Origin of the sequence: Roseomonas sp. HF4 (genome assembly GCF_005222755.1) — a bacterium.
Classification (GTDB): domain Bacteria; phylum Pseudomonadota; class Alphaproteobacteria; order Acetobacterales; family Acetobacteraceae; genus Neoroseomonas.
On sequence record NZ_STGD01000003.1, the window covers coordinates 226,979 to 247,421 of the forward strand.

Sequence of the window (20,443 nt, forward strand, 5' to 3'; positions counted from 1 at the left end):
CGCGCCTCACCATCAGGCGTTCGCCGGCACCAGCCGGTAGCCCGTCCCGGCGCGCTCGACGCGCCCGGTCGCCGGCATGTCGAAGTGATAGCCGACCACCGGCATGCGGTCGGTCGCCGCGCGGTCGAGCAGGCGCTTGCGCGTCTCCACCGCCATGGTCGGGTCCATGTCGAACACCGGGTACCATTCGGGGTTCACCATGAAGAAGGTCGGCGACGTGATGGCGTCGCCGATCACCAGCGCCTGCTGGCTGCCGTCATGCACCAGGAAGGAATTGTGCCCCGGGCTGTGGCCGTTGCTGGCGACGGCGCGGATGCCGGGCGCCACCTCGGCGTCGGGGGCGAAGCGCGACAGGCGCTGCTGGTAGGGCGCGAAGCGACGGCGGACATTGGCGAAGTTCGGGCGGCGGTTCTCGGCCGCGCGGGATTCCTCGCCCGCATCGGTCCAGAAGGCCCATTCGCGTTCCGGCACCGCGACCTCGGCCTGCGGGAAGACCGCGCTGCCGTCCGATGCGAGCAGCCCGCCGATGTGGTCGCCATGGAAATGCGTGTGCGCCACGAGCACGACGCGCGCGGGGTCGAGCCCCGCCGCGCGCATGTTCGCCTGCAGCGTGCCGGTGTCGGTATTCGGGAAGCCGCCGGTGCCGGCATCGAGCGCGATCAGCCCGCGCGGCGTCTCGACGAAGGTCACGTTGAAGGGGTTGCGCATGGCAGCCCCGGTGAGGCCCGCACCCTGCATCGCCGCGGCAACCTGCTCGGGCGATGCGTTCGCCACCAGCCCGCGGGTCGCGTCGGCGCGGACATTGGTGCCGTCGGTCACCACCGTCACGGTCAGTGCGCCCACCCGGAAGCGGTGGAAGGTCGGGCCGACCACCGGCGGCGCCGCGGCCTGCCCATTGGCCTGGCGGGCACCCAGCAGTGCGGGCGCGGCGAGGATGGTGGCCGCGCCGATCGCGCCGCGGCGGGTGATGTTGGTCATGCGTTGGGCCTCCCAGCCCCGAAGGGACGCGCGACGATGTCCCCGCCGCGCGCCGTTGCAAGCGACAAGGTCACACCGTGCTCGACCAGTCGGCCGGCACGAAGCGGAAGCCCTGGCCGGCGCGCGCGACGTAGCCGTTCGCCGGGAAGGGGTAGTGGTAGCCCGTGACGCGGATGCGGTCGGTCGCGACCATGTCGAGCACGCGTCGGCGCACCGTGGCGGCCGCGTCGCCGTCGAAGTCGAAGACAATCTGCCAGTCCGGCCGCGCCATCATGATCTCGGGGCGGTTCGTCAGGTCGGCCAGGAACATCATCTGGGCGTCGCCGTCGGCGATGCGGAACACCGTGTGGCCGGGCGTGTGGCCGTAGGCCGCCATGGAGGTGATGCCGGGCAGCACCTCGGCGCCCGGCTCGAAGGGCCGTACCCGGCCCTGGTAGGGAGCGAAGCGGCGCGCGACGTTGGCGAAGGTGCCACGCTGGCCCTCTGGGCTGCGCGTCTGGTTGCCCTCGGTGGTCCACCAGGCCCATTCGGTGCTTGGCACCAGCACCTCGGCGTTCGGGAAGGCGCGCGCGCCTCCGGCGTCGAGCAGGCCATTGATGTGGTCGCCGTGGAAATGGCTGTGGACCACATGCGTGACGCGCGCCGGGTCGATCCCGGCCGCCGCCATGTTCGCGATCATGCGCCCGTTGGTGGCATTGGCGGGCGTCACGCCGTTGCCGGCGTCGAATGCCGCGACCGTGTCGCCGCGCGCGACGAAGGTGATCGTGAAGGGAATGAGTGTACGGTCCGTGGGCAGGAAGGCGTCCCGCGCCACGGCCTGCACCTCGGCCAGCGGGGCGTTGCGCACAAAGCCCTCGAGCGGGCGGGCGAAGAAGCCGTCATGCACCGTCGTGACGATGAAGCCGCCGACCCGGAATCGATAGAAACCAGGCGCCTGCGGCGCGGCCGGAGCGGCGGCCTGCGCCAGGGCGCCCCGGCTGCGGAGCATCGCGGGCGCGGCGATTGCGGCACCGGCTGTGAAAAGGGCGGTGCGTCGGCTGGTCATGGCGTGGTCTCCTTGGCCGTGCGCCTTGCGACGTGGCCTGGGCAAGGGTGGGTTGCCGCGCGCGCCGATCAAGGCCGAAGGTCCAACAATCGCGCATTGCGCGCATCCCCGGTTGGTGAGATTTTCGAACCCGAGGCGCCAGGGTTCAAGCCAGGGGTTCACACGAGACCAGTGCCGAAGGACGATTCGAACCTGCCGATGCCGATCGAGGCGCCCCGCCGGCGCGGCGTCGTGCCGCGCCTCCTGTCATGGCTCTTCGCCACCGGGTCCGGCTCTGCGCCGCAGGGCGGCTACGCGACGCATGACGAGCTGTTCCGCATGCGCGGCGAGTTGGCGGCCGTGCGCGCCGAACTCGAGGCGATGCACGCCGCGATGGGCCGGCGCGACATCGCGACGCTCGAGGAGCTGTTCCGCGGCGGCAACCGCCGCCAGGTCGAGGCGCTGATCCGCGACCGCACCCAGAACATTCCGCTGCCCGACGGCAGCGTGCTCTGCCGCACCCTCGGCCGCTTCAAGATGTTCGCCGACGCGGCCGATGGCGGCATCGCGCCGCATCTTCTGCTGGACGGCTACTGGGAATACTGGATCACCGAGTTCGTGTGCCGCAACGTGGCGCGCGGCGAGACCGCGTACGACATCGGCGCCATCTACGGTTACTACACCGCGGTGCTGGCCGACCTGGTCGGGCCGGCCGGCCGCGTCGTGGCCTTCGAGCCCAATCCCTGGCTGCACTGGCTGCTGCAGCGCAACATCGCGGTGAACGGACTCGGCGACGTGGTCGCCATCCACCGCATGGCCGCCGCTGAGGCGGCGCGGGACAGCCTGCGTGTCCCCGCGCTGCTGACCGGCCCCTTCCACGGCCAGCACGCCAACTGGTTCACCTTCGAGAAGGGCCGCGCCGGCGCGCCCGCGCCCGCCGTGGCGCTGCAGGATTTCGAGCCCGGCAGCGTGGACTTCCTGCGAATCGGCGTGGCGACGGCCGCGGATTCCATCGTGGCCGGCCTCGGCGGGCTGCTCGACCGCAGCCCCAACCTGCGCATCCTGCTGGAATTCGACGCCAACCGGTGCAAGGAGGCGCCGGCGCTGCTCGCGGCGCTCTCGGCGCGCTACCCGCTGCATTACGTGGACGGGGATTCGCGCGCCAAGCCCTGCACGGCCGAGCAGCTGCTGGGCGAACGCCGCGTCGCGACGCTCTACCTCTCCCGGATGGAGCCGCGCTGAGGCATCGCGCCGCGCGTGAAGGCGACCACCGCCTCGAGCTGCGCCGAATGAACGAACTGGTCGATCGGCGTCGCCGCCGCGACATGCCAGCCTGCGACCGCGAAGGCGCGCGCATCGCGCGACAGTGCCACGGGGTTGCAGGACACATAGACGACGACCTGCACCTGGCTGCGCGCCAGCAGCGCCACCTGCTCCGCCGCCCCGGCATGGGGCGGGTCCAGCACGACGGCCGCGAAGGCGCCGAGTTCCGCCGCGGTCAGCGGTTGCCGCGCGAGGTCGCGCCGCGTCGCCGTGACCTTAACCCCCGCACGCCCCGCCGCGGCCGAGAGCGCCGCGACGGCATCCGCATCGCCCTCGAAGGCGGCGACGCGCCCGCGGGACGCGAGCGGGACCGAGAGCGTGCCGAGCCCCGCATGCAGGTCGGCGATGCGCCCGCGTCCCGCGAGCCGCGCCGGCAACGCCGCCAGCACGGCGGCGACGATCGCGGCCTCGCCCTCGGGACTCGCCTGCAGGAAGGCGCCCGGCGGCGCCGCCACCTCGGCGCCCGAAAAGGTGATGGTTGCCGGCCCGTGCTGCGCGGCGATCTCGGCCGGCGCCTCGCGCTCCGCCCAGGTGATGCGCGGCAGCCCGACCTCGGCCGCGAAGGCCGCAAGCAGCGCGCGGTCGGTGGCCATGAGCGGCCCGTCCGTCCGCAGCAGCAGGTCGGGCCCGGTGTCGAGCAGGTTGACCACCGCCGAACCGTCCCGCCGCAGCGCCTGGAGGCGGCGCAGCATCGCACGCATCGGCGCAAACAGGGCGACGATCCGCGGGTCCAGCACGGTGCAGGCGATCAGGTCGAGAACCTCGGCGCTGCCCGCCCGGTGGAAGCCGAGCACGACGCCGCCCGGCGCGCGCTTCAGCGCGAGGTCCGCCCGGCGGCGGCGGCCGGGCGGCGTCGTTACCGTCTCGGCCACCGGTGCCGCGGGGAAGCCTGCGCGGGCCAGCGCCTCGGCCAGGCGCGCGCGTTTCCAATTCGCCTGCGCCGCCGGCGCCCAGTGCTGCACGGCGCAGCCGCCGCAGCCCTCGTCGAAATGCGGGCAGCGGGGCGGCAGGCGGTCGGGGCTCGGCGCCAGAACGACCTCCAGCACCGCCGCCTGGCCGTCGCCGCGCTTCCCGGCAGCGCGCACGCGCACGCGTTCGCCGGGCAGGGCGCGCGGCACATAGACAGGGCCGGCGGCAACGCCGTCGCCGCCGGCCCCCATGCGTTCGATCGTCAGGTCCATGGCGCGTGCCGCGCCGGCCCGCTCAGCCCCCGAAGGCGTTCAGCCCGGTCTGCGCGCGGCCCAGGATCAGCGCGTGGACGTCGTGCGTGCCCTCGTAGGTGTTCACCGTCTCGAGGTTCATGACGTGGCGGATCACATGGTATTCGTCCACGATCCCATTGCCGCCGTGCATGTCGCGCGCCACGCGCGCGATATCCAGTGCCTTGCCGCAGTTGTTGCGCTTGACCAGGGAGATCATCTCCGGCGCCTCGCGGTGCTCGTCCATCAGGCGGCCGACGCGCAGCACCGCATGCAGGCCGAGCGTGATCTCGGTCATCATGTCCGCGAGCTTCTTCTGGATGAGCTGCGTGCCGGCCAGCGGCTTGCCGAACATCTTGCGGTTCAGCGTGTAGTCGCGCGCGCGGTGCCAGCAATCCTCGGCCGCGCCCATCGAGCCCCAGGCGATGCCGTAGCGCGCGCGGTTGAGGCAGGAGAAGGGGCCGGCCAACGACTTCACGCCGGGCAGGCGGTTCTCCTCCGGCACGAAGACCTCGTCCATCATGATCATGCCGGTCACGCTGGCGCGCAGGCTGAACTTGCCCTCGATCTTGGGGAAGCTCAGGCCCTTCATGCCGCGCTCGAGCACGAAGCCGCGCAGCACGCCGTCATCGTCCTTCGCCCAGATCACCGCGATGTCGGCAATGGGCGAATTCGTGATCCAGGTCTTGGAGCCGGAGAGCAGGTAGCCGCCATCGACCTTCTTCGCGCGCGTGCGCATGGACGAAGGGTCGGATCCGGCATCGGGCTCGGTCAGGCCGAAGCAGCCGACCCATTCGCCGGTGCGCAGCTTCGGCAGGTACTTGTCCTTCTGCGCGTCCGAACCGTAGGCGTGGATCGGGAACATCACGAGCGAGGACTGCACGCTGAACGCGGAGCGATAGCCGGAATCGACGCGCTCCACCTCGCGCGCCATCAGCCCGTAGGAGACGTAGCCGACGCCCGCGCAGCCATGGCTGTCGAGCGTCGCGCCCAGGAAGCCCATCTCGCCGAACTCGTTCATGATCTCGCGGTGGAAGTGCTCCTTCCGGAAGGCTTCCTGGACGCGGGGCTGCAGGCGCTCCTGGCAGAACTGGCGCGCGCTGTCGCGGATCATGCGTTCGTCCTCGGTGAGGACGCCGTCGAGCAGCAGCGGGTCGTCCCAGACGAACTGCGCGCGGACGGGGGGCTTGGAGACGACGTTCATGGCATGTCCTCCGGCATCTTGCCGGCAGGATGCGTCGCCGCCGGCGGTCGGGCAATCTCAATGAGGAGCCGGGCCGCTGCCCGGCCCGGTTTCAGGCGGCCTCGGTCTCGGGCGCCGCGTCGGTCGCGGCCGGCTTCTCGGCACGCGGCCGCGGCAGCGGGATCAGCATGAAGGCCGGCACGGCATCGCCGAAGCCCTTCACCGCCGGGCCGAGGTCTTCCTGGCGGTAGCGGCGCTCGCGGCTCGGGTCCCGGTCGCGCGGGGCGGCGTCGCGCTCGCGGTCCCGGCGCGGCTCGCGGGCAGGCTCGGCGGCCTCGCGCTCGATGCGCGCGCTACGGTCGCCGCTGCGCTCGCGGTCGGCGCCACGCTCGCGGCCGGCTTCGCGGTCGCGCTCGCCCCGTTCGCGGCGCGGGCGCGGCGCGGCCTCCGCGGCCTCATCCCGCTCGCGGCGCGGCCGCGGGGCGGCCTCGGCCGCCTCCTCGCGCTCACGCGGCGCGCGTTCGCGCGGCGGGCCGTCGCGGCGGGACGCGCCTTCGCGCCGGCCGCCCTCGCGTCGGTCGCCGCCGCGGCCCTTGGCGGGGGCGGCGGACCGCCCGCGCCCGCGGCCGCGGGGTGCGTTGCGCGCTTCCTCGATCTCGGCGTCCGTGACGGGGTCGAGCCCCTCCACGAAGATGCGCGGGATCGGCTTGCCGGTCAGCTTCTCGATCGCGGCGACGTTCTTCGCGTCGTCGGCGGTCGCGATGGTGTAGGCGTGGCCCTCGCGCCCTGCGCGGCCGGTACGGCCGATGCGATGGACGTAGTCCTCGTCGCGGAAGGGCACGTCGAAGTTGAACACGTGCGACAGGCCGCCGATGTCGATGCCGCGCGCCGCGACGTCCGAGCAGACGAGCAACTGCAGCTCACCGGCCTTGAAGGCGTTCAGCGTCGCGAAGCGCGTCGACTGGTCCATGTCCCCGTGCAGGGCGCCGACGCTGAAGCGATGCTTCTTCAGCGACTTGTAGAGGATGTCGACCTCGACCTTCTTGTTGCAGAAGATCAGCGCGCTCTGCACCTGCTCGCTCCGGATCAGCCGGCGGAGCGCCTCGCGCTTGTCCATCGGCTGTACATAGACCAGGCCCGCCACGATGGTGGTCGCGACCGAGGCCGGCGCCGAGACCGAGATCTCCTTCGGGTTCGACAGGAACGCATCGGCCAGGCGCCGGATCTCGGGCGCCATGGTGGCGGAGAAGAACAGCGTCTGGCGGATCTTCGGGATCATCGAGACAATGCGCTCGACATCGGGGATGAACCCCATGTCGAGCATCCGGTCCGCCTCGTCGATCACGAGCAGCTTGACGTCGGCCATCAGGATGCGGCCCCGGTCGAACAGGTCGAGCAGCCGGCCAGGCGTCGCGATCAGCACGTCGACGCCCTTGTCGAGCACGTCGCGCTGGTCGTTCATGCTCTCGCCGCCGATCAGCAGCGCGTGGTTCAGCTTCAGGTACTTGCCGTACTTCTCGAAGTTTTCGGCCACCTGCAGCGCCAGTTCGCGCGTCGGCTCCAGGATCAAGGACCGCGGCATGCGCGCCTTGGCCCGGCTGCCGGTCAGGATGTCGAGCATCGGCAGCACGAAGGAGGCGGTCTTGCCCGTGCCCGTCTGCGCGCAGCCCAGCACGTCGCGCGCCATGAGCACGGACGGGATGGCTGCTTCCTGGATCGGCGTCGGGTGGACGTAGCCGGATTCCTCCACGGCGCGGAGCAGTTCGTCCGACAGGCCGAGATCGGCGAAGGTTGTGCGCGGCGGCGCCGACTCGTCCTCCTCGTCCTCCTCGTCCTCGCGGGCCGCGTCGCGCACGTCCGCAATGGCCTCGTCCTCGGCCAGGGCGGCGGCGTCTGCCGGCGGGGCGGGCGCGGCGTTCACGTCGGCCTCGTCGCGCCGGGTCGTGTCGTCGCCGGCAGCGGCGATCGCCGTCTCGGTGGCGGGACCCGGCTGAGCCGGGGCTTCGGCCGCGTTCGCGGCCGTCTCGGGAAGATGGTTCAAAGTCGCTCTTTTCCATGGGCCCGGCGCACCGGGCGGCCAGCCTGATTGTGCGGTGGGTGGCCGAGCCCCGGCGGGGCGCACTCCGGGGCCGGCTATCCGGCCCGCCAATCCACGAGCGCGCGCGGTATGCGCCGCTTCGGGGGGAAAATCAAGGAATACGCAGCCCGTCCCCGGCGCAGCCGCATTTACGGCCCCCACCGGGCGCGATAGAGCCGCGCGCATGACCGAGACGCCGACGCTTCTTCTCCTGCCCGGGCTGCTCTGCGACGCCAGGCTCTGGCGGGACCAGGCGGCGGCGCTGGCACCGCTGGCCCGGCCCGTGGTCGCCGACCTCACGCAGGACGACCGGATCGAGGCGATGGCGGCGCGCGCCCTGGCCGCGGTCGAGGGCCCCGTCGCGCTCGCCGGCCTCTCCATGGGCGGCTACGTCGCGCTCGAGGTCATGCGCCAGGCGCCGGGGCGCGTCACGCGCCTCGCGCTGCTCGACACCTCCGCCCGTCCTGACACGCCGGAGCAGACGCGGCGGCGGCGCGGGCTGCTCTCGCTCGCGCGGACGGGGCAGTTCCGTGGAGTCACGCCGCGCCTGCTGCCGCAGTTGATCCACCCCTCCCGCCTCGAGACGCCGCTTGCCGCCGAGGTGATGGCGATGGCCGAGCGCATCGGCAAGGACGCCTTCCTCCGCCAGCAGGACGCGATCATGCACCGCGTCGATTCCCGGCCGCTCCTCGCACGGATCGCGGTGCCGACTCTGGTTGGCGTGGGGTCGGAGGACGCGCTGACACCGCCCGTCCTGGCCGAGGAGATGGTCGCGCTGATACCGGGCGCGCGGCTCGTTCGCTTCGCCGCCGCCGGGCATCTGCCGACCATGGAGACCCCGGAGGCGGTGACGGCGGCGCTGGCCGCCTGGCTCGTCGCGTGAACGCCGGATCGTCCGGACCCCTCCGCGATCAACTGGCCCGCACGATTCCCGGCGGCTGCCATTGGCCGCGGCCGATCGGCAGCAGGGACGGCGCCTCGGTCTTCGGCCAGTAGAGTCGCATCACGAGGTAGATCGGCCCGTCCGGCGCCGGCAGCCAGTTCGGCCGCAACTCGGCGCCCGGATCATCCTTCTGGATGTGGATGGTCACGCCGCCATCGGGGTTGCGCTTCATTCCGTTCAGCATCGGCGAGTTGATCAGGTAGCGGTCGATGGGGTTCTGCACGAGCAACTGGTTGCCGCCGTGGTACATCGTCACCGACCAGAAGGCGTTGACCGGCGGCAATTGACCCGGGGGGAAAGTCAGGGTGTAGCGACCCTTGCTGCCGTCCAGTGCCTCGCCGGTGGCGGTGGTGCGGGTGAAGGGGTAGGTCGCTTCCTCGGTACTGTTGGCGTAGATGCCGGCGCGGGCGGCGACGGCGCGCAGCATCCAGTCGCCATTGTAGCCCTCGGGGCTGCCGGGCAAGTAGACGACGTTCCAGCCGTTCATCTTGACGCCGGCGGCGGCGACCGCGGCCTCGACCTTCCGGTTGCCCTCGAAGGCGGCGGAGAGCAGTTCCAGCCGGTCGAAGAAGGCATGGGGCAGCGGCGTGCCGCGGCCGTCGATGCCGATCGAGGCGAGTTGCGCGCGGATCGCGGCCTCGTTCGGCTGGGGCGGGTTGAACTGCAGCGCGAAGGCCAGGTAGTCGAAGAAATGGTGCTTCGCGAGGTCGGCGTTGACGCGCGGCCAGCGGATTTCGGGCGCGGCCGGCGGCGCGGGCTGGCGCAGGAAGGTCGAGAGCGGCTCGGTGCGGTAGCCGCGCTGCACCGCCACCACATTGGGCATGTCGTCGGGCCCGAAGAGCTGCGTGCGGAAGATGGTGAGCGCGAAGAGCGTGGTCGAACGGATCACGCCCTTGATGCCGGGCGGCGTCGCGCCCTGCCAGCCGGGTGCCGCCACCAGCCACGACCCGCCCGCCTGCCCGGTCGTGCGGCTGCCGATGTAGCCGACATTGTAGGTGTTGCCGTCGCAGATCTGGACCGAGAAGTAGCGCCCGGCCGGCACGTCGGGCACCGTGATCACCACCGGTTCGGCCCGCATGTCGAGCCAGGACATGGGATAGGGCGTGTCGCTGTTGGGCGTGGGCACGGCGGTGTCGCGTCAGGTGAAGACCTGCGCGTCGTTCCACATGGTGTTGAACGGCGCCTTGAACTGGCCGCTGTTGCGGTCGACCGTGAATTCATACAGGACCGTGTAGTTCATCACGATCGGCAGGCCGAAGACGAAGGCGGGCTTCGACGGCGCCGACAACGCCGGGCCTGCTGGACTGCGCGATCGCGACGCGCGGCAGGGTGAGGGCCGCACCGGCCAGGGCCGACGCACGGAACAGGTCACGCTTCTTCATCGGTCACCTTCGGCATGAAGCGAAGCGGCCATCGTTGTCCGAGCCTCGCACTCGAAAAGCCTACCACCGATGCCGTTGCCGCGTCGTTGTAAAGCGTGTCCGGGTTGGGCGACCGCGCCGAGGCCATCCGGCCGCGATATGCGGGGCGGCGGGCCGAAGGGCGCGCATCATCACGCCGCCTCTGCCGCCCGCGGCAGCAGCGCGAGCAGGTGGCGCGCCAGCGCATCAGTGGCCGACACGCCCGCGCGGCGCTCGGCCTCGGGGTTGTAGTTGGTGTTCGTGTTGACGTCGTAGGCGAAGGTCGCGCCCGCCGCGTCGGTGATGAACTCGATGGCGCCGACGCCGATGCCGTTGGCGGACAGGAAGGCCTCCATGCGCGGCAGCAGCGGATGGGTGAAGCCGTCCAGGATGCGGAACTTCTCGCCCGGCGCCACGGCGGGGCAGGCGGCGCCCTCCGGCACCGCGCAGGCATCGGCGGGGCAGAGCTCGAAGCCTTCCGAGGTGTCCACGCGCACGGCATAGAGGAAGCGCCCGGCCACGAACTCGGCGCGGGTGATGAAGGGCTCGGGTGCCGCGATGTAGCGCTGCACCAGCCAGATGCCGTCGCGCGGCAGGGCGTGCGGGTCCTCGCTGGCGGCGATGCGCGCGACAGCCTCTTCGAGCGCGGCGGCGCTGCGCACGAGTTGCACGCCAAGCCCCTTGCCGGCGCGGTTGTGCTTCAGGATGAGCGGGAAGCCGATGCGCGCGGCGGCGTCGCGGATGTGCTGCTCACCTACCGCGGCCACGGTCGGGGGCGTCGGGATGCCGAGGGCGGCCAGCGCCTCGTACTGCGCGACCTTCGAGACCTCGAGCTGCAGCGCGCGGCGCCCGTTCACCACGGTGCGCCCATGCCGTTCGAGCCACTCGATCACGGCTGCCGCGTATTCCGGCGCGTAGACATGGCCACGCGTGTGCGAGGAGGCGGACATGCGGTTGTAGAAGACGCCCTCGGGCGGCGGCTCCGTCAGGTCGAGCACACCGCGGTCGAGGAACCATTCCTCGAGCGGCGCGCCGAGGCGCGCGAAGGAGGCGCGGAGCGGCGCCAGCCAGGCGTCGTTCTCGTGGATGACGTGGACCTTGGGCATGTGGCGCTCCGACGGTTTGTGTGGTCGGAGAAAACAATTCTTTTCAATGGCCGCAAGTGGCCCACGAAAAGAATAAAATTCTTTCGGTTGGGCACTTCGCGGGAGAGGGCCATGCCGTTGCGCGGCCGCCGGCCGCCAAGCCTTCCCCGTTGCCCCGCGCGGCCCGACCCCGTAATGGTCGGGGAAGGGGCTCGGGGGATATCGCATGTCCGAAACGCTCATGCTGGAGACGCGGGAGACGAAGCGCTCCTACGGCCCGCTCTGGCTCGTGCTTTCCATGCTGATGCTGGGCCTGCCCTTCCTCGGCCGCCAGCGCATCACCGTGACGAACGAGCGCATCACCGTCACCTCCGGCTTCCTGACCAAGGTGCGCGACGACATCGAGATCTTCCGCATCCGCGACGTGGTCGTGCGCCAGAGCCTCTATCAGCGCCTGACCGGCATCGGCGACATCCTGGTCAAGGCGATGGAGGGCCGCAGCGAGGAAGCGCACGTGCTGCGCGGCGTGCCGGATCCCGTGGCCGTCAGCGAGACCATCCGCAACCTCTGGAACCGCGCCGCCCGCCCGACCGGGCCTGCCTCGACGCTGGACTGACGGCGCCGGCGGTCCGTCCATGGCCGACAGCGCGGCCCGCGCCTGGCCGCCGATCGCGCGCTTCATCGCGGCCGAGCGGCGCCTCGGCGCACGCGCCGCGCGGGCCGGACCGTTCGCGTCGGGCTGCTACGAATTCCTCCGCTTCGGCGTGAAGCAGGGCTGGGCCTGCCTGTTCGGGGGCGTCCTGCTCGCGCTGCTGGTGGCCACGCACCTGCTCTATCCGCGCGATGCCTGGCTGCCGCGGTACGACTTCCTGCTGCTCGCCTGCCTCGCGATCCAGGGCGCGATGCTGGCGACGCGGATGGAGACGCTGGAGGAAGCGAAGGTCATCCTGGTCTTCCACGCCGTCGGCACGGCGATGGAGGTGTTCAAGACCGCCATGGGCTCCTGGACCTATCCGGAGCCCTCCTTCGTCCGCATCGGCGGCGTGCCGCTCTTCACGGGCTTCATGTACGCGGCGGTCGGGTCCTATCTGGCGCGCGTCTGGCGGCTGTTCGACTTCCGCTTCACGCACCACCCGCCGGCCTGGGCGGTGCTGCTGCTGGCGGCGGCGATCTACTTGAACTTCTTTACGCACCACTACGCCTGGGATGCGCGCTGGCTGTTGTTTGCCGTGACCGGCGTGATGTTCGCGCGCTGCCGCGTCCATTTCCGGCCCTGGCGGCGGCACCGCTGGATGCCGCTGCTGCTGGGCTTCGCGCTGGTCGCGCTGTTCATCTGGCTGGCCGAGAACCTCGGCACCTTCGCCGGCGCCTGGCTCTATCCGCACCAGCGCGGCGGCTGGTCCCCGGTACCGTTCAGCAAGTTCGGCTCGTGGTTCCTGCTGATGCTGCTGTCCTATGCGCTGGTCTTCGCGCTCCACGAGACGCGGGCAAGCCGGCGGGCGAACCCGTCCACATCCGGAAATCCTTTGCCGCGTAGCGTGGCCGGTGACTAGCCTGGAGGGCGGTGCCGAGGTGTCGTCGCGCCCGCACCGGGAGGAACGCCAGGTGACGATCGACCACAGCACGGCGCTTGCGCTTGCCGAGGCCTACACCGCTGCCTGGAACACCGGATCCCCCGTGGCCGTCGCCGATTTCTATGCGGCGGACGGGCGGATCGTGATCAATGGTGGCGAGCCCTGGGAGGGCCGCGCGCGTGTTGCCGACATGGCCGCGGCCTTCTTCGCCGACGTGCGCGAGATGCGCGTGTTCTGCGACGAGGTCCGCTGCGCCGGCGACCACGTCTGCTATCTCTGGACCTTCACCGGCCTGCATGCGGGGACGGGGATGCCGCTCCGCGTCGTCGGATGGGAGGAATGGGACCTCGATGGCGACCGCAAGGTAAAGCAGTCGCGTGGCTGGTACGACGCCGACGACTATGCCCGGCAGGTGGCGGGCGCCTAGGTCGGGTCAGGCCCCTGGGCCGACGCCGGCCTTCCGCAACTCCGGCCCGAGCCGACCGCTTGCCATCAGCGCCGTCATCCTGAGGTCCGAGACGAAGGACCAGGCCGGGTAGGTGAAGGTGGCGGGCCTGTGGCGCTCCACCAGCAGGTGCGAAACCCAGGCGAGGCCATAGCCTGCGACGGCTGCCAGCGGCAGTAGCCACCGGGACCCGGACAGCAGGCCCGCAAGCATCAGCAGGATGCCGAGCGCCGTGCCGGCCAGGTGCAGCGTCCGCGTCGCGGGCTGCGCATGCTGGCGCAGGTAGTACGGCCAGAACTCCGCGTAGGTGGCGATGCGCACGGCCATGGGGCAAGCCTATCCGCGGCCGCGCATGTCTCGCCAGCGCGAAGATGTCTTTCCGCAACCGTGCCGCCTCTGCCAGTTTGCAGGGATGCCCGCAGCCTTCGCGCCGCTCCGCCACCCCGCCTATCGGATGCTCTGGTGGGCGAACCTCGCCGCCAACATCGGGCTCTGGGTGCAGAACACCGGGGCGGGGTGGATGATGACCTCGCTCGACCCGTCCCCGATCATGGTGAGCCTGGTGCAGGCGGCCTCGATGCTGCCGGTCTTCCTGCTGGCGCTGCCGGCCGGCGCGGCGGCCGACATCTTCGACCGGCGGCGCTATTTGATCTCGGCGCAGGCCTGGGTGCTGTCGGTGGCCGCGCTGCTCGCGCTGCTCGCCTGGGCGGGCGGCGTCGGGCCCTGGGGGCTGCTGGCGCTCACCTTCTGCATCGGCATCGGCAATGCGCTGAACTTCCCGGCCTGGGCGGCGACGACACCCGAACTCGTCCCGCGCGAGGACCTGGTGCAGGCGATCGCGCTGAACGGCATCGGCTTCAACCTCTCGCGCACCGTGGGGCCCGCGATCGGCGGACTCGTCATCGGCCTGCAGGGGGTGGAGGCGGCCTTCGCGCTGAACGCGCTGTGCTTCCTGGTCCTGCTGCTCGCGCTCGTGGCCTGGAAGCGGGAGGCGCCGCGCAGCGCCCTGCCGAAGGAACACTTCCTGGGAGCCATCCGCGCGGGCGTGCGCTTCGTCACCGCGAGCCCGGCGATGCGCGCGACCATCCTGCGCGCCTGCGTGTTCTTCTTCTTCACGGCCGCCGTCTGGGGGATGCTGCCGCTCGTGGTGCGCCAGGGCCTCGGCCTCGGGCCGGAGGCCTACGGCATCATGCTCGGCATGATGGGGGTGGGCGCGGTCGCGACCGGCTTCGCGCTCCCGGCGCTGCGGGTGCGGCTGCCGACGCGCGGCGGCATGGTCTTCGTCTTCTCCCTGGTCTCGAGCGCGGCGCTCGCGATCCTCGGCCTGTCGGGCCACTGGCTGCCGGCGGGCGTCGCGATGCTGCTGTTCGGCAGCGGGTGGCTCGCGGCGGCCGCGACGCTGCAGGCCGCCGCGCAGTTCGCGACGCCCGCCTGGGTGCGTGCACGCGCCATCGGCATCTACCAGCTGTGCTTCTTCGGGGCGATGACGGCGGGCTCGGTGCTCTGGGGCTGGGCGGGGGCGAAGCTCGGCGTCGGGCCGGCGCTGCTGCTGGCCGCGGCCATCGCCGCCGCGGCCGCCGTGGGCGTGCGCCGTTGGTCGATCGACACGGTGCCGGCGTCCGAGGCCCCGTCGGTCGCCATGCCCCGGCCCGAGGCGCCGGCCGATGAGCTCCGTGAAGCGCTTTCGGGCCGCAGCGGCCGCGTGCTGGAAGTCGTGCGCTACACCGTCGAGCCGAAGGACCGTGCCGCCTTCCTCGCCGCGATGCGCGAGGCGCGTCGCGTGCGGCTGCGTTGCGGCGCCGTGGCCTGGCGGCTGCTCGAGGATGTCGCCCATCCCGAACGCTGGATCGAGCTCTGGGCCGTCGAATCCTGGGAGGAACACCTGCGCGAGGCGGAACGGCTCGACCCCGCCGACCGCACCGCGCTCGCCCGCGCCGCCGCCTTCCATGGCGGCGAGGCGCCGCCCGAGGCATCGCGCTACCTGGCCGTGCTGCCCTGACATGGCAGGGCCGGGGCTTATGCAGCGGGCGCAAATCCCCATATCCTGGCGCGAACGGAAGAAGGAGCACGCCATGGCCAAGTCCAAGCCCGGCAAGCTGCACGGGACGCGCAACGACCTGGGCGCCAATGCCCGGGAGACCTCCGTCTCGGTGCTCAACGCCGTGCTCGCCGATTCTATCGACCTGACGAATGCCGCGCGCATGGCGCACTGGACCGTGCGCGGCGCGCAGTTCGCCGCGCTGCACGAATTGTTCGGCACCTTCTACGACGACCTCGCCGCCGTGACGGACGACATCGCGGAGCGCGTGGTGCAACTGGGCGGCACGCCCGAGGGCACGACGCAGGCGGTGGGCGAGCGCAGCCGCCTGCCCGCCTATCCCGCCGGCCTGCGCGCCGGCATGGACCACGTGACGGCGCTGGCCGACCGATATGCGATGCTGGCCAAGGCGGTGCGCGCCGGCATCGACGCCACGGACGAGGCCGGCGACGCCGATACCGCGGACCTTCTGACCGGCTATTCGCGCACGCTCGACAAGGCGCTCTGGATGCTCGAAGCGCATCTGGAGGGCGCGTGAGCTGCGCTGCGCGACGGCTCGCGCTGACGGCCGCGGGGCTGGCGCTGGTTGCCGCCGGGTGCGCCGGGCCGGGAGGCGGCGCCCTCGTCGCCGGCGCGGATGCCTGCGGCCAGCAGGTCGGCGGCTTCAACGGCGCGGGCCAGGCCTTCCTGGCGCCGACCGCCGGCGCTGCGACCTGGGGTTCGCGCCAGCCGCTGACGGCTACGAATTTCGGCCGCGGCGTGCCCGCGCCCGGCACCGGGCTCGAGGCGACGCTCGCGCAGGAGAACGCCGACCTCGATTCGGTGCAGATCGCCTTCGACGCCCTGCTCTATTGCCGCTGGATCGAGGCGCGGACCATCCGCGCCGAACTCGCCGCCGGCCGCACGCCGCGCCCTGCCGCCGAGAGCCGCATGGCGGCGCTGCGCGCACGGCTGCAGCGCGACCTGGCACGCGCGCAGGCGGTGCTGGAGAGCCTGGAGCAGCGCGATTCGCAACGCGCCGCAGCGGTCGAGGCTGCCGCCCCGGGCGTGCGTCGCGCCGCCGCCGCCGCGCGCAGCGGCGCGGGCAATACCCGCCGCGTCGTCGCCGCCGCCACCGTGCCGCTCCGCCTCCGCCCCGAGGCCGGCGCGCCCGAGATCGGCCGCGTTCCTGCCGGGCAGGCCGTCAGCGTGCGCCCAGCGCAATCGGGCTTCGCGCTGGTGGAAGGGCAGGGAGGGCTGCGCGGCTACGCCCCCTCCGGCGCCTTCCAGGTGGCCGAGCGCGCGGCTCCGGCGGTCGCCGCCGCGGGACCCGGCGGCCGGGTGCGGGTATTGGCGGCCAGCAACATCGCCAAGCGCGACAATTTCGCCGAAAGCCTTGCCCTGGCGCGGGAAGCTGCGGTGTCGGGCTTCGAACTGGCGACCTGACTGGAACGGCACGAGGCTTCGGCTCGTGCCGAGGCCGCGACCGCTGCCCGCCGGGAATCCGGCGAAAGCCAAGGAGCCCGGAGGGTTTCGCCCGGCGTCCGAGGGCAGAAAACGACGCATGCCTGCGGTCGACGCATTCGACCGCAGGCATGCGGGGCCGACTCGCGGCGCGCGTTGTTTCCGCGCGCCACCGCCGGTATCCTCGCCGGCCATAGGGGAACAAGACATGAACGACCTGTTCGGCCGTGGCGGCGCGCGCAAGGGCGCCCCCGGGGGCGTCGCTGCGCAGGGCGAAGCCTATTCCGCCAAGGACATCGAGGTGCTGGAGGGGCTCGAGCCCGTGCGCCGGCGCCCTGGCATGTACATCGGCGGCACCGACGAGAACGCGCTGCACCACCTGGCGGCCGAGGTGCTCGACAACGCCATGGACGAGGCGGTGGCCGGCCATGCCGACCGCATCGAGGTGACGCTCGAGGCCGGCAACTGGTTCGCGGTTCGCGACAACGGGCGCGGCATCCCGGTCGACCCGCACCCGAAGTTCCCGAAGCTGAGCGCGCTCGAGGTCATCCTCACCACGCTCCATTCCGGCGGCAAGTTCGGCGGCAAGGCCTACGACACCTCGGGCGGGCTGCACGGCGTGGGCAGTTCCGTGGTGAACGCCCTGGCCGAGCGGCTCGAGGTCGAGGTCGCGCGCGACCGCACGCTGTTCACCCAGGCCTACGAACGCGGCAAGCCGGTCACGAAGCTGAAGAACGCGGGCCCGGTGCAGAACCGCCGCGGCACGCTGATCCGCTTCCGCCCCGACCCCGAGATCTTCGGCGCGCAGGACTTCAAGGCGGCGCGGCTGTATCGGCTGTGCCGCTCCAAGGCCTACCTGTTCCGCGGCGTCGAGATCCGCTGGTCCTGCGACCCGTCACTGTTGAAGGACGACACGCCGGCCCAGGCCACGCTGCATTTCCCGGGCGGGCTGCAGGACTTCCTCGCTTCCGCGATCGAAGGCCAGGCGACGGTTGTGCCCGCCCCCTGGGCCGGCGAGGCCGGCTTCCCCGACGGCGCCGGGCGCGTCGAATGGGCCGCGACCTGGCTCGAGCGTGCCGAGGGCTTCCTCAACACCTACGCCAACACCATCCCGACGCCGCAGGGCGGCACGCATGAAGCGGGCTTCCGCGCGGCGCTGGTCAAGGCGCTGCGCGCCTATGGCGAGCACCGGAAGGAGAAGCGCGCGGCGAGCGTCACCGCCGAGGACCTGCTCGGCGGCCTGGCCGGCATGCTGTCGGTCTTCGTCCGCGAGCCGCAGTTCCAGGGCCAGACCAAGGACCGGCTGACCAGCCCGGAGGCGGCGCGCCTGGTCGAGAACGCGCTGCGCGACCACTTCGACCATTGGCTCGCCGGAGACCCGGCGCGCGCCGACAACCTGCTGGCCTTCGCCATCGAGCGCGCCGAGGAACGGCTCCGCCGCCGGGCCGAGAAGGAAACGCCGCGCAAATCCGCCACCCGCAAGCTCCGCCTGCCGGGCAAGCTGTCGGACTGCTCGCGCGCCAGCGCCGACGGCACCGAGCTGTTCCTGGTGGAGGGCGATTCCGCCGGCGGCAGCGCCAAGCAGGCGCGCGACCGGGAGACGCAGGCCGTGCTGCCGCTGCGCGGCAAGATCCTGAACGTCGCCTCGGCCAGCGCCGACAAGCTGCGCCAGAACCAGGAACTGAAGGACCTGGTCGAGGCGCTGGGCTGCGGCGTCGGCGACCGCTTCGACATCGCCCGCCTGCGCTACGGGCGCGTCGTCATCATGACCGACGCGGATGTCGACGGCGCGCATATCGCCGCGCTGCTGATGACGTTTTTCTACAAGGAACTGCCTGAGCTGGTGCGCCAGGGTCGCGTGTTCCTGGCGCAGCCGCCGCTCTATCGCCTGCAGGCCGGCGGCGTGTCGGTCTACGCGATGGACGATGCCGACCGCGAGCGGGTGATGAAGGCGCGCTTCAAGGCGAACCAGAAGGTCGAGGTCAGCCGCTTCAAGGGCCTGGGCGAGATGCCGCCCGCGGCGCTCAAGGAAACCACGATGGACCCGCGCAAGCGCACGCTGCTGCGCGTCGTGCTGCCGCCCGAGGACCGCGCGCGGACCTCGGAGCGCATCGAGGCGCTGATGGGCCGAAGGCCTGAACTGCGCTTCCAGTTCATCCAGGAGAACGCGGCGAGCGTGGCGGCCGAGGCGCTCGACGCTTAGGGCGTTGTTCGCATGACCGGCACCGGCCCGCTGCCCGACCCGGCCAGCCATCGAGAGTGTCCAGGATTGGGTAGCCGGGTCGCGGAGAGCGAGCTGGTATCGGGTCCCGCTGCGGCGGAAAGCGTCCCGAAGCAATACGGACAACGGTCCGGCACGGTGCGCGGCGCGACTCGGCGCGAGGTCCTAGCCTCGCTGCGAACCACTCCGGAGACACCCCCTTCATGGAGCGCCTGTTTCACCTGAGGGAGCGCGGCACCGACCCGCGCACCGAGATCCTCGCCGGCCTCTCGACCTTCCTGACCATGGCCTACATCGTCGTGGTCAATCCCTCGATCATGGCGGCCGCCGGGATCGACCAGGGGGCGGCCTTCGTCGCCACCTGCCTCGCGGCCGCGATCGGCTCGATGCTGATGGGGCTGATCGCCAATTTCCCGATCGCCCTCGCCCCGGGCATGGGGCTCAACGCCTATTTCGCCTTCGCGGTCGTGCAGGGCATGGGCGTGCCCTGGCAGGTGGCGCTCGGCGCGGTGTTCGTCTCGGGGCTGCTGTTCTTCGCGGTGTCGGTGCTGAAGGTCCGCGAATGGCTGGTCAACGGCATCCCGGTGTCGCTGAAGTTCGGCATCGCGGGCGGGATCGGCTTCTTCCTCGGGCTGATCGGGCTCAAGAACATGGGACTGGTGGTGGCGCATCCGGCGACGCTGGTCGGGCTCGGCAACCTTGGGCAGGTCTCGACGCTGCTCGCCTGCGCGGGCTTCCTGCTGATCGCGGGGCTGTCGGCGCGCGGCGTGCCGGGCGGGATCGTGATCGGCATCCTGGCCACGGCCGCGGCCGGCATTCCCTTCGGCCTGACCACCTTCCAGGGCATCGCGAGCCTGCCGCCGTCGCTGGCGCCCACCTTCCTGCAACTCGACATCGCGGGCGCGCTCGGGCTCGGCATCCTAGGCATCGTCTTCACCTTCTTCCTGGTGGACCTGCTCGACAACACGGGCACGCTGATCGGCACGGTCCACCGCGCGGGTCTCATGAACAAGGACGGCACGGTGCCCAACCTCGGCCGCGCGCTGGTGGCCGACAGCACGGGCGCCATGACCGGCGCGGTGCTCGGCACCTCCACCACCGTCAGCTACATCGAGAGCGCGGCAGGCATCCAGGCCGGCGGGCGCACCGGGCTGACCGCGGTGACGGTCGGCGTGCTGTTCCTGCTGGCGCTGTTCCTGGCGCCCCTCGCGACCTCGATCCCCGGCTTCGCGACCGCGCCCGCACTGGTCTTCGTGGCCTGCCTGATGGCCCGCGCGCTGCAGGAACTGAACTGGGAGGACGCGACCGACTACATGCCGGCCATCGTCACCGCGCTCGCCATGCCCTTCACCTTCTCGATCGCGACCGGCATCGGGCTCGGCTTCATCGCCTATGCCGGCGTGAAGACGCTGGCGGGCCGGACCGCCGAGGTGCATGGCGCGGTCTGGCTGATCGCCGCGCTCTCGGCGGTGAAGTTCGCCATGTAGCGGGGCGCGGGCGGCGGGATCGC

At 71.8% G+C, this 20,443-nt stretch carries 19 protein-coding genes; 10 read left to right on the forward strand and 9 right to left on the reverse strand.

Features of this window, described 5'->3' with window-relative positions:
• Positions 1-12: 12 nt before the first annotated feature.
• The gene (locus E8M80_RS06685; RefSeq protein WP_137124888.1) at positions 13-978 is read right to left on the reverse strand and encodes an MBL fold metallo-hydrolase; all 966 of its coding nucleotides are present in this window, start codon (positions 976-978) and stop codon (positions 13-15) included.
• 70 nt (positions 979-1,048) lie between these two features.
• Entirely contained in the window at positions 1,049-2,023 is a 975-nt protein-coding gene (locus tag E8M80_RS06690) for an MBL fold metallo-hydrolase (RefSeq protein ID WP_137124889.1), read from the reverse strand.
• Between the two features lie 171 nt (positions 2,024-2,194).
• Here E8M80_RS06690 and E8M80_RS06695 point away from each other — a divergent pair, with 171 nt between their 5' ends.
• Entirely contained in the window at positions 2,195-3,244 is a 1,050-nt protein-coding gene (locus tag E8M80_RS06695) for an FkbM family methyltransferase (protein WP_137124890.1), read from the forward strand.
• Here E8M80_RS06695 and E8M80_RS06700 read toward each other — a convergent pair.
• The 3 genes from E8M80_RS06700 to E8M80_RS06710 all read right to left on the reverse strand — a co-directional run bounded on the left by E8M80_RS06700 (position 3,217) and on the right by E8M80_RS06710 (position 7,571).
• Positions 3,217-4,506, reverse strand: a complete 1,290-nt coding sequence (locus E8M80_RS06700) for a class I SAM-dependent RNA methyltransferase (protein WP_137124891.1) — start codon at positions 4,504-4,506, stop codon at positions 3,217-3,219. The genes E8M80_RS06695 and E8M80_RS06700 overlap by 28 nt on opposite strands.
• A 22-nt stretch (positions 4,507-4,528) precedes the next feature.
• Positions 4,529-5,728, reverse strand: coding sequence for an acyl-CoA dehydrogenase (locus tag E8M80_RS06705; RefSeq protein ID WP_137124892.1), 1,200 nt, complete (start codon positions 5,726-5,728; stop codon positions 4,529-4,531).
• Between the two features lie 91 nt (positions 5,729-5,819).
• The gene (locus E8M80_RS06710; RefSeq protein ID WP_370287260.1) at positions 5,820-7,571 is read right to left on the reverse strand and encodes a DEAD/DEAH box helicase; all 1,752 of its coding nucleotides are present in this window, start codon (positions 7,569-7,571) and stop codon (positions 5,820-5,822) included.
• A gap of 397 nt (positions 7,572-7,968) precedes the next feature.
• On the opposite strand from E8M80_RS06710, the gene E8M80_RS06715 reads away from it, so the two are divergent.
• Positions 7,969-8,667 (forward strand): alpha/beta fold hydrolase, encoded by a 699-nt coding sequence (locus E8M80_RS06715; protein ID WP_137124894.1) that lies wholly within the window; start codon positions 7,969-7,971, stop codon positions 8,665-8,667.
• Positions 8,668-8,695: 28 nt separating this feature from the next.
• On the opposite strand, the gene E8M80_RS06720 is transcribed toward E8M80_RS06715, so the two are convergent.
• The 3 genes from E8M80_RS06720 to E8M80_RS06725 all read right to left on the reverse strand — a co-directional run bounded on the left by E8M80_RS06720 (position 8,696) and on the right by E8M80_RS06725 (position 11,233).
• Positions 8,696-9,853 carry a DUF1254 domain-containing protein gene (locus tag E8M80_RS06720; RefSeq protein ID WP_206035582.1) on the reverse strand — a complete coding sequence of 386 codons (1,158 nt, stop codon included), beginning with the start codon at positions 9,851-9,853 and terminating at the stop codon, positions 8,696-8,698.
• A gap of 12 nt (positions 9,854-9,865) precedes the next feature.
• On the reverse strand, positions 9,866-10,015 hold the full coding sequence (locus E8M80_RS26265; RefSeq protein WP_206035583.1) for a hypothetical protein: 150 nt from the start codon (positions 10,013-10,015) through the stop codon (positions 9,866-9,868).
• Positions 10,016-10,279: 264 nt separating this feature from the next.
• On the reverse strand, positions 10,280-11,233 hold the full coding sequence (locus tag E8M80_RS06725; protein ID WP_137124895.1) for a RimK family alpha-L-glutamate ligase: 954 nt from the start codon (positions 11,231-11,233) through the stop codon (positions 10,280-10,282).
• 205 nt (positions 11,234-11,438) lie between these two features.
• Here E8M80_RS06725 and E8M80_RS06730 point away from each other — a divergent pair, with 205 nt between their 5' ends.
• Genes E8M80_RS06730 through E8M80_RS06740 form a run of 3 tightly spaced genes read left to right on the forward strand, consistent with a single transcriptional unit; the run spans position 11,439 to position 13,213 of the window.
• Positions 11,439-11,828, forward strand: a complete 390-nt coding sequence (locus E8M80_RS06730; protein WP_137124896.1) for a PH domain-containing protein — start codon at positions 11,439-11,441, stop codon at positions 11,826-11,828.
• Positions 11,829-11,847: 19 nt separating this feature from the next.
• Complete coding sequence (locus E8M80_RS06735; protein ID WP_137124897.1) at positions 11,848-12,765, forward strand: DUF817 domain-containing protein; 918 nt, start codon at positions 11,848-11,850, stop codon at positions 12,763-12,765.
• Between the two features lie 52 nt (positions 12,766-12,817).
• Positions 12,818-13,213: a nuclear transport factor 2 family protein gene (locus E8M80_RS06740; protein WP_206035584.1), complete on the forward strand. Its 396-nt coding sequence runs from the start codon at positions 12,818-12,820 to the stop codon at positions 13,211-13,213.
• 6 nt (positions 13,214-13,219) lie between these two features.
• On the opposite strand, the gene E8M80_RS06745 is transcribed toward E8M80_RS06740, so the two are convergent.
• Positions 13,220-13,558, reverse strand: a complete 339-nt coding sequence (locus tag E8M80_RS06745; protein ID WP_137124899.1) for a DUF962 domain-containing protein — start codon at positions 13,556-13,558, stop codon at positions 13,220-13,222.
• A gap of 85 nt (positions 13,559-13,643) precedes the next feature.
• On the opposite strand from E8M80_RS06745, the gene E8M80_RS06750 reads away from it, so the two are divergent.
• The 5 genes from E8M80_RS06750 to E8M80_RS06770 all read left to right on the forward strand — a co-directional run bounded on the left by E8M80_RS06750 (position 13,644) and on the right by E8M80_RS06770 (position 20,420).
• Entirely contained in the window at positions 13,644-15,230 is a 1,587-nt protein-coding gene (locus E8M80_RS06750; RefSeq protein WP_137124900.1) for an MFS transporter, read from the forward strand.
• 73 nt (positions 15,231-15,303) lie between these two features.
• Positions 15,304-15,807 carry a DNA starvation/stationary phase protection protein Dps gene (dps, locus tag E8M80_RS06755; RefSeq protein WP_137124901.1) on the forward strand — a complete coding sequence of 168 codons (504 nt, stop codon included), beginning with the start codon at positions 15,304-15,306 and terminating at the stop codon, positions 15,805-15,807.
• Entirely contained in the window at positions 15,804-16,694 is an 891-nt protein-coding gene (locus E8M80_RS06760; RefSeq protein WP_137124902.1) for an SH3 domain-containing protein, read from the forward strand. Before dps ends, E8M80_RS06760 begins: the two co-directional genes overlap by 4 nt.
• A 226-nt stretch (positions 16,695-16,920) precedes the next feature.
• Positions 16,921-18,915, forward strand: a complete 1,995-nt coding sequence (gene parE, locus E8M80_RS06765; RefSeq protein WP_137124903.1) for a DNA topoisomerase IV subunit B — start codon at positions 16,921-16,923, stop codon at positions 18,913-18,915.
• Positions 18,916-19,136: 221 nt separating this feature from the next.
• The gene (locus E8M80_RS06770; protein ID WP_137124904.1) at positions 19,137-20,420 is read left to right on the forward strand and encodes an NCS2 family permease; all 1,284 of its coding nucleotides are present in this window, start codon (positions 19,137-19,139) and stop codon (positions 20,418-20,420) included.
• Positions 20,421-20,443 lie beyond the last annotated feature (23 nt).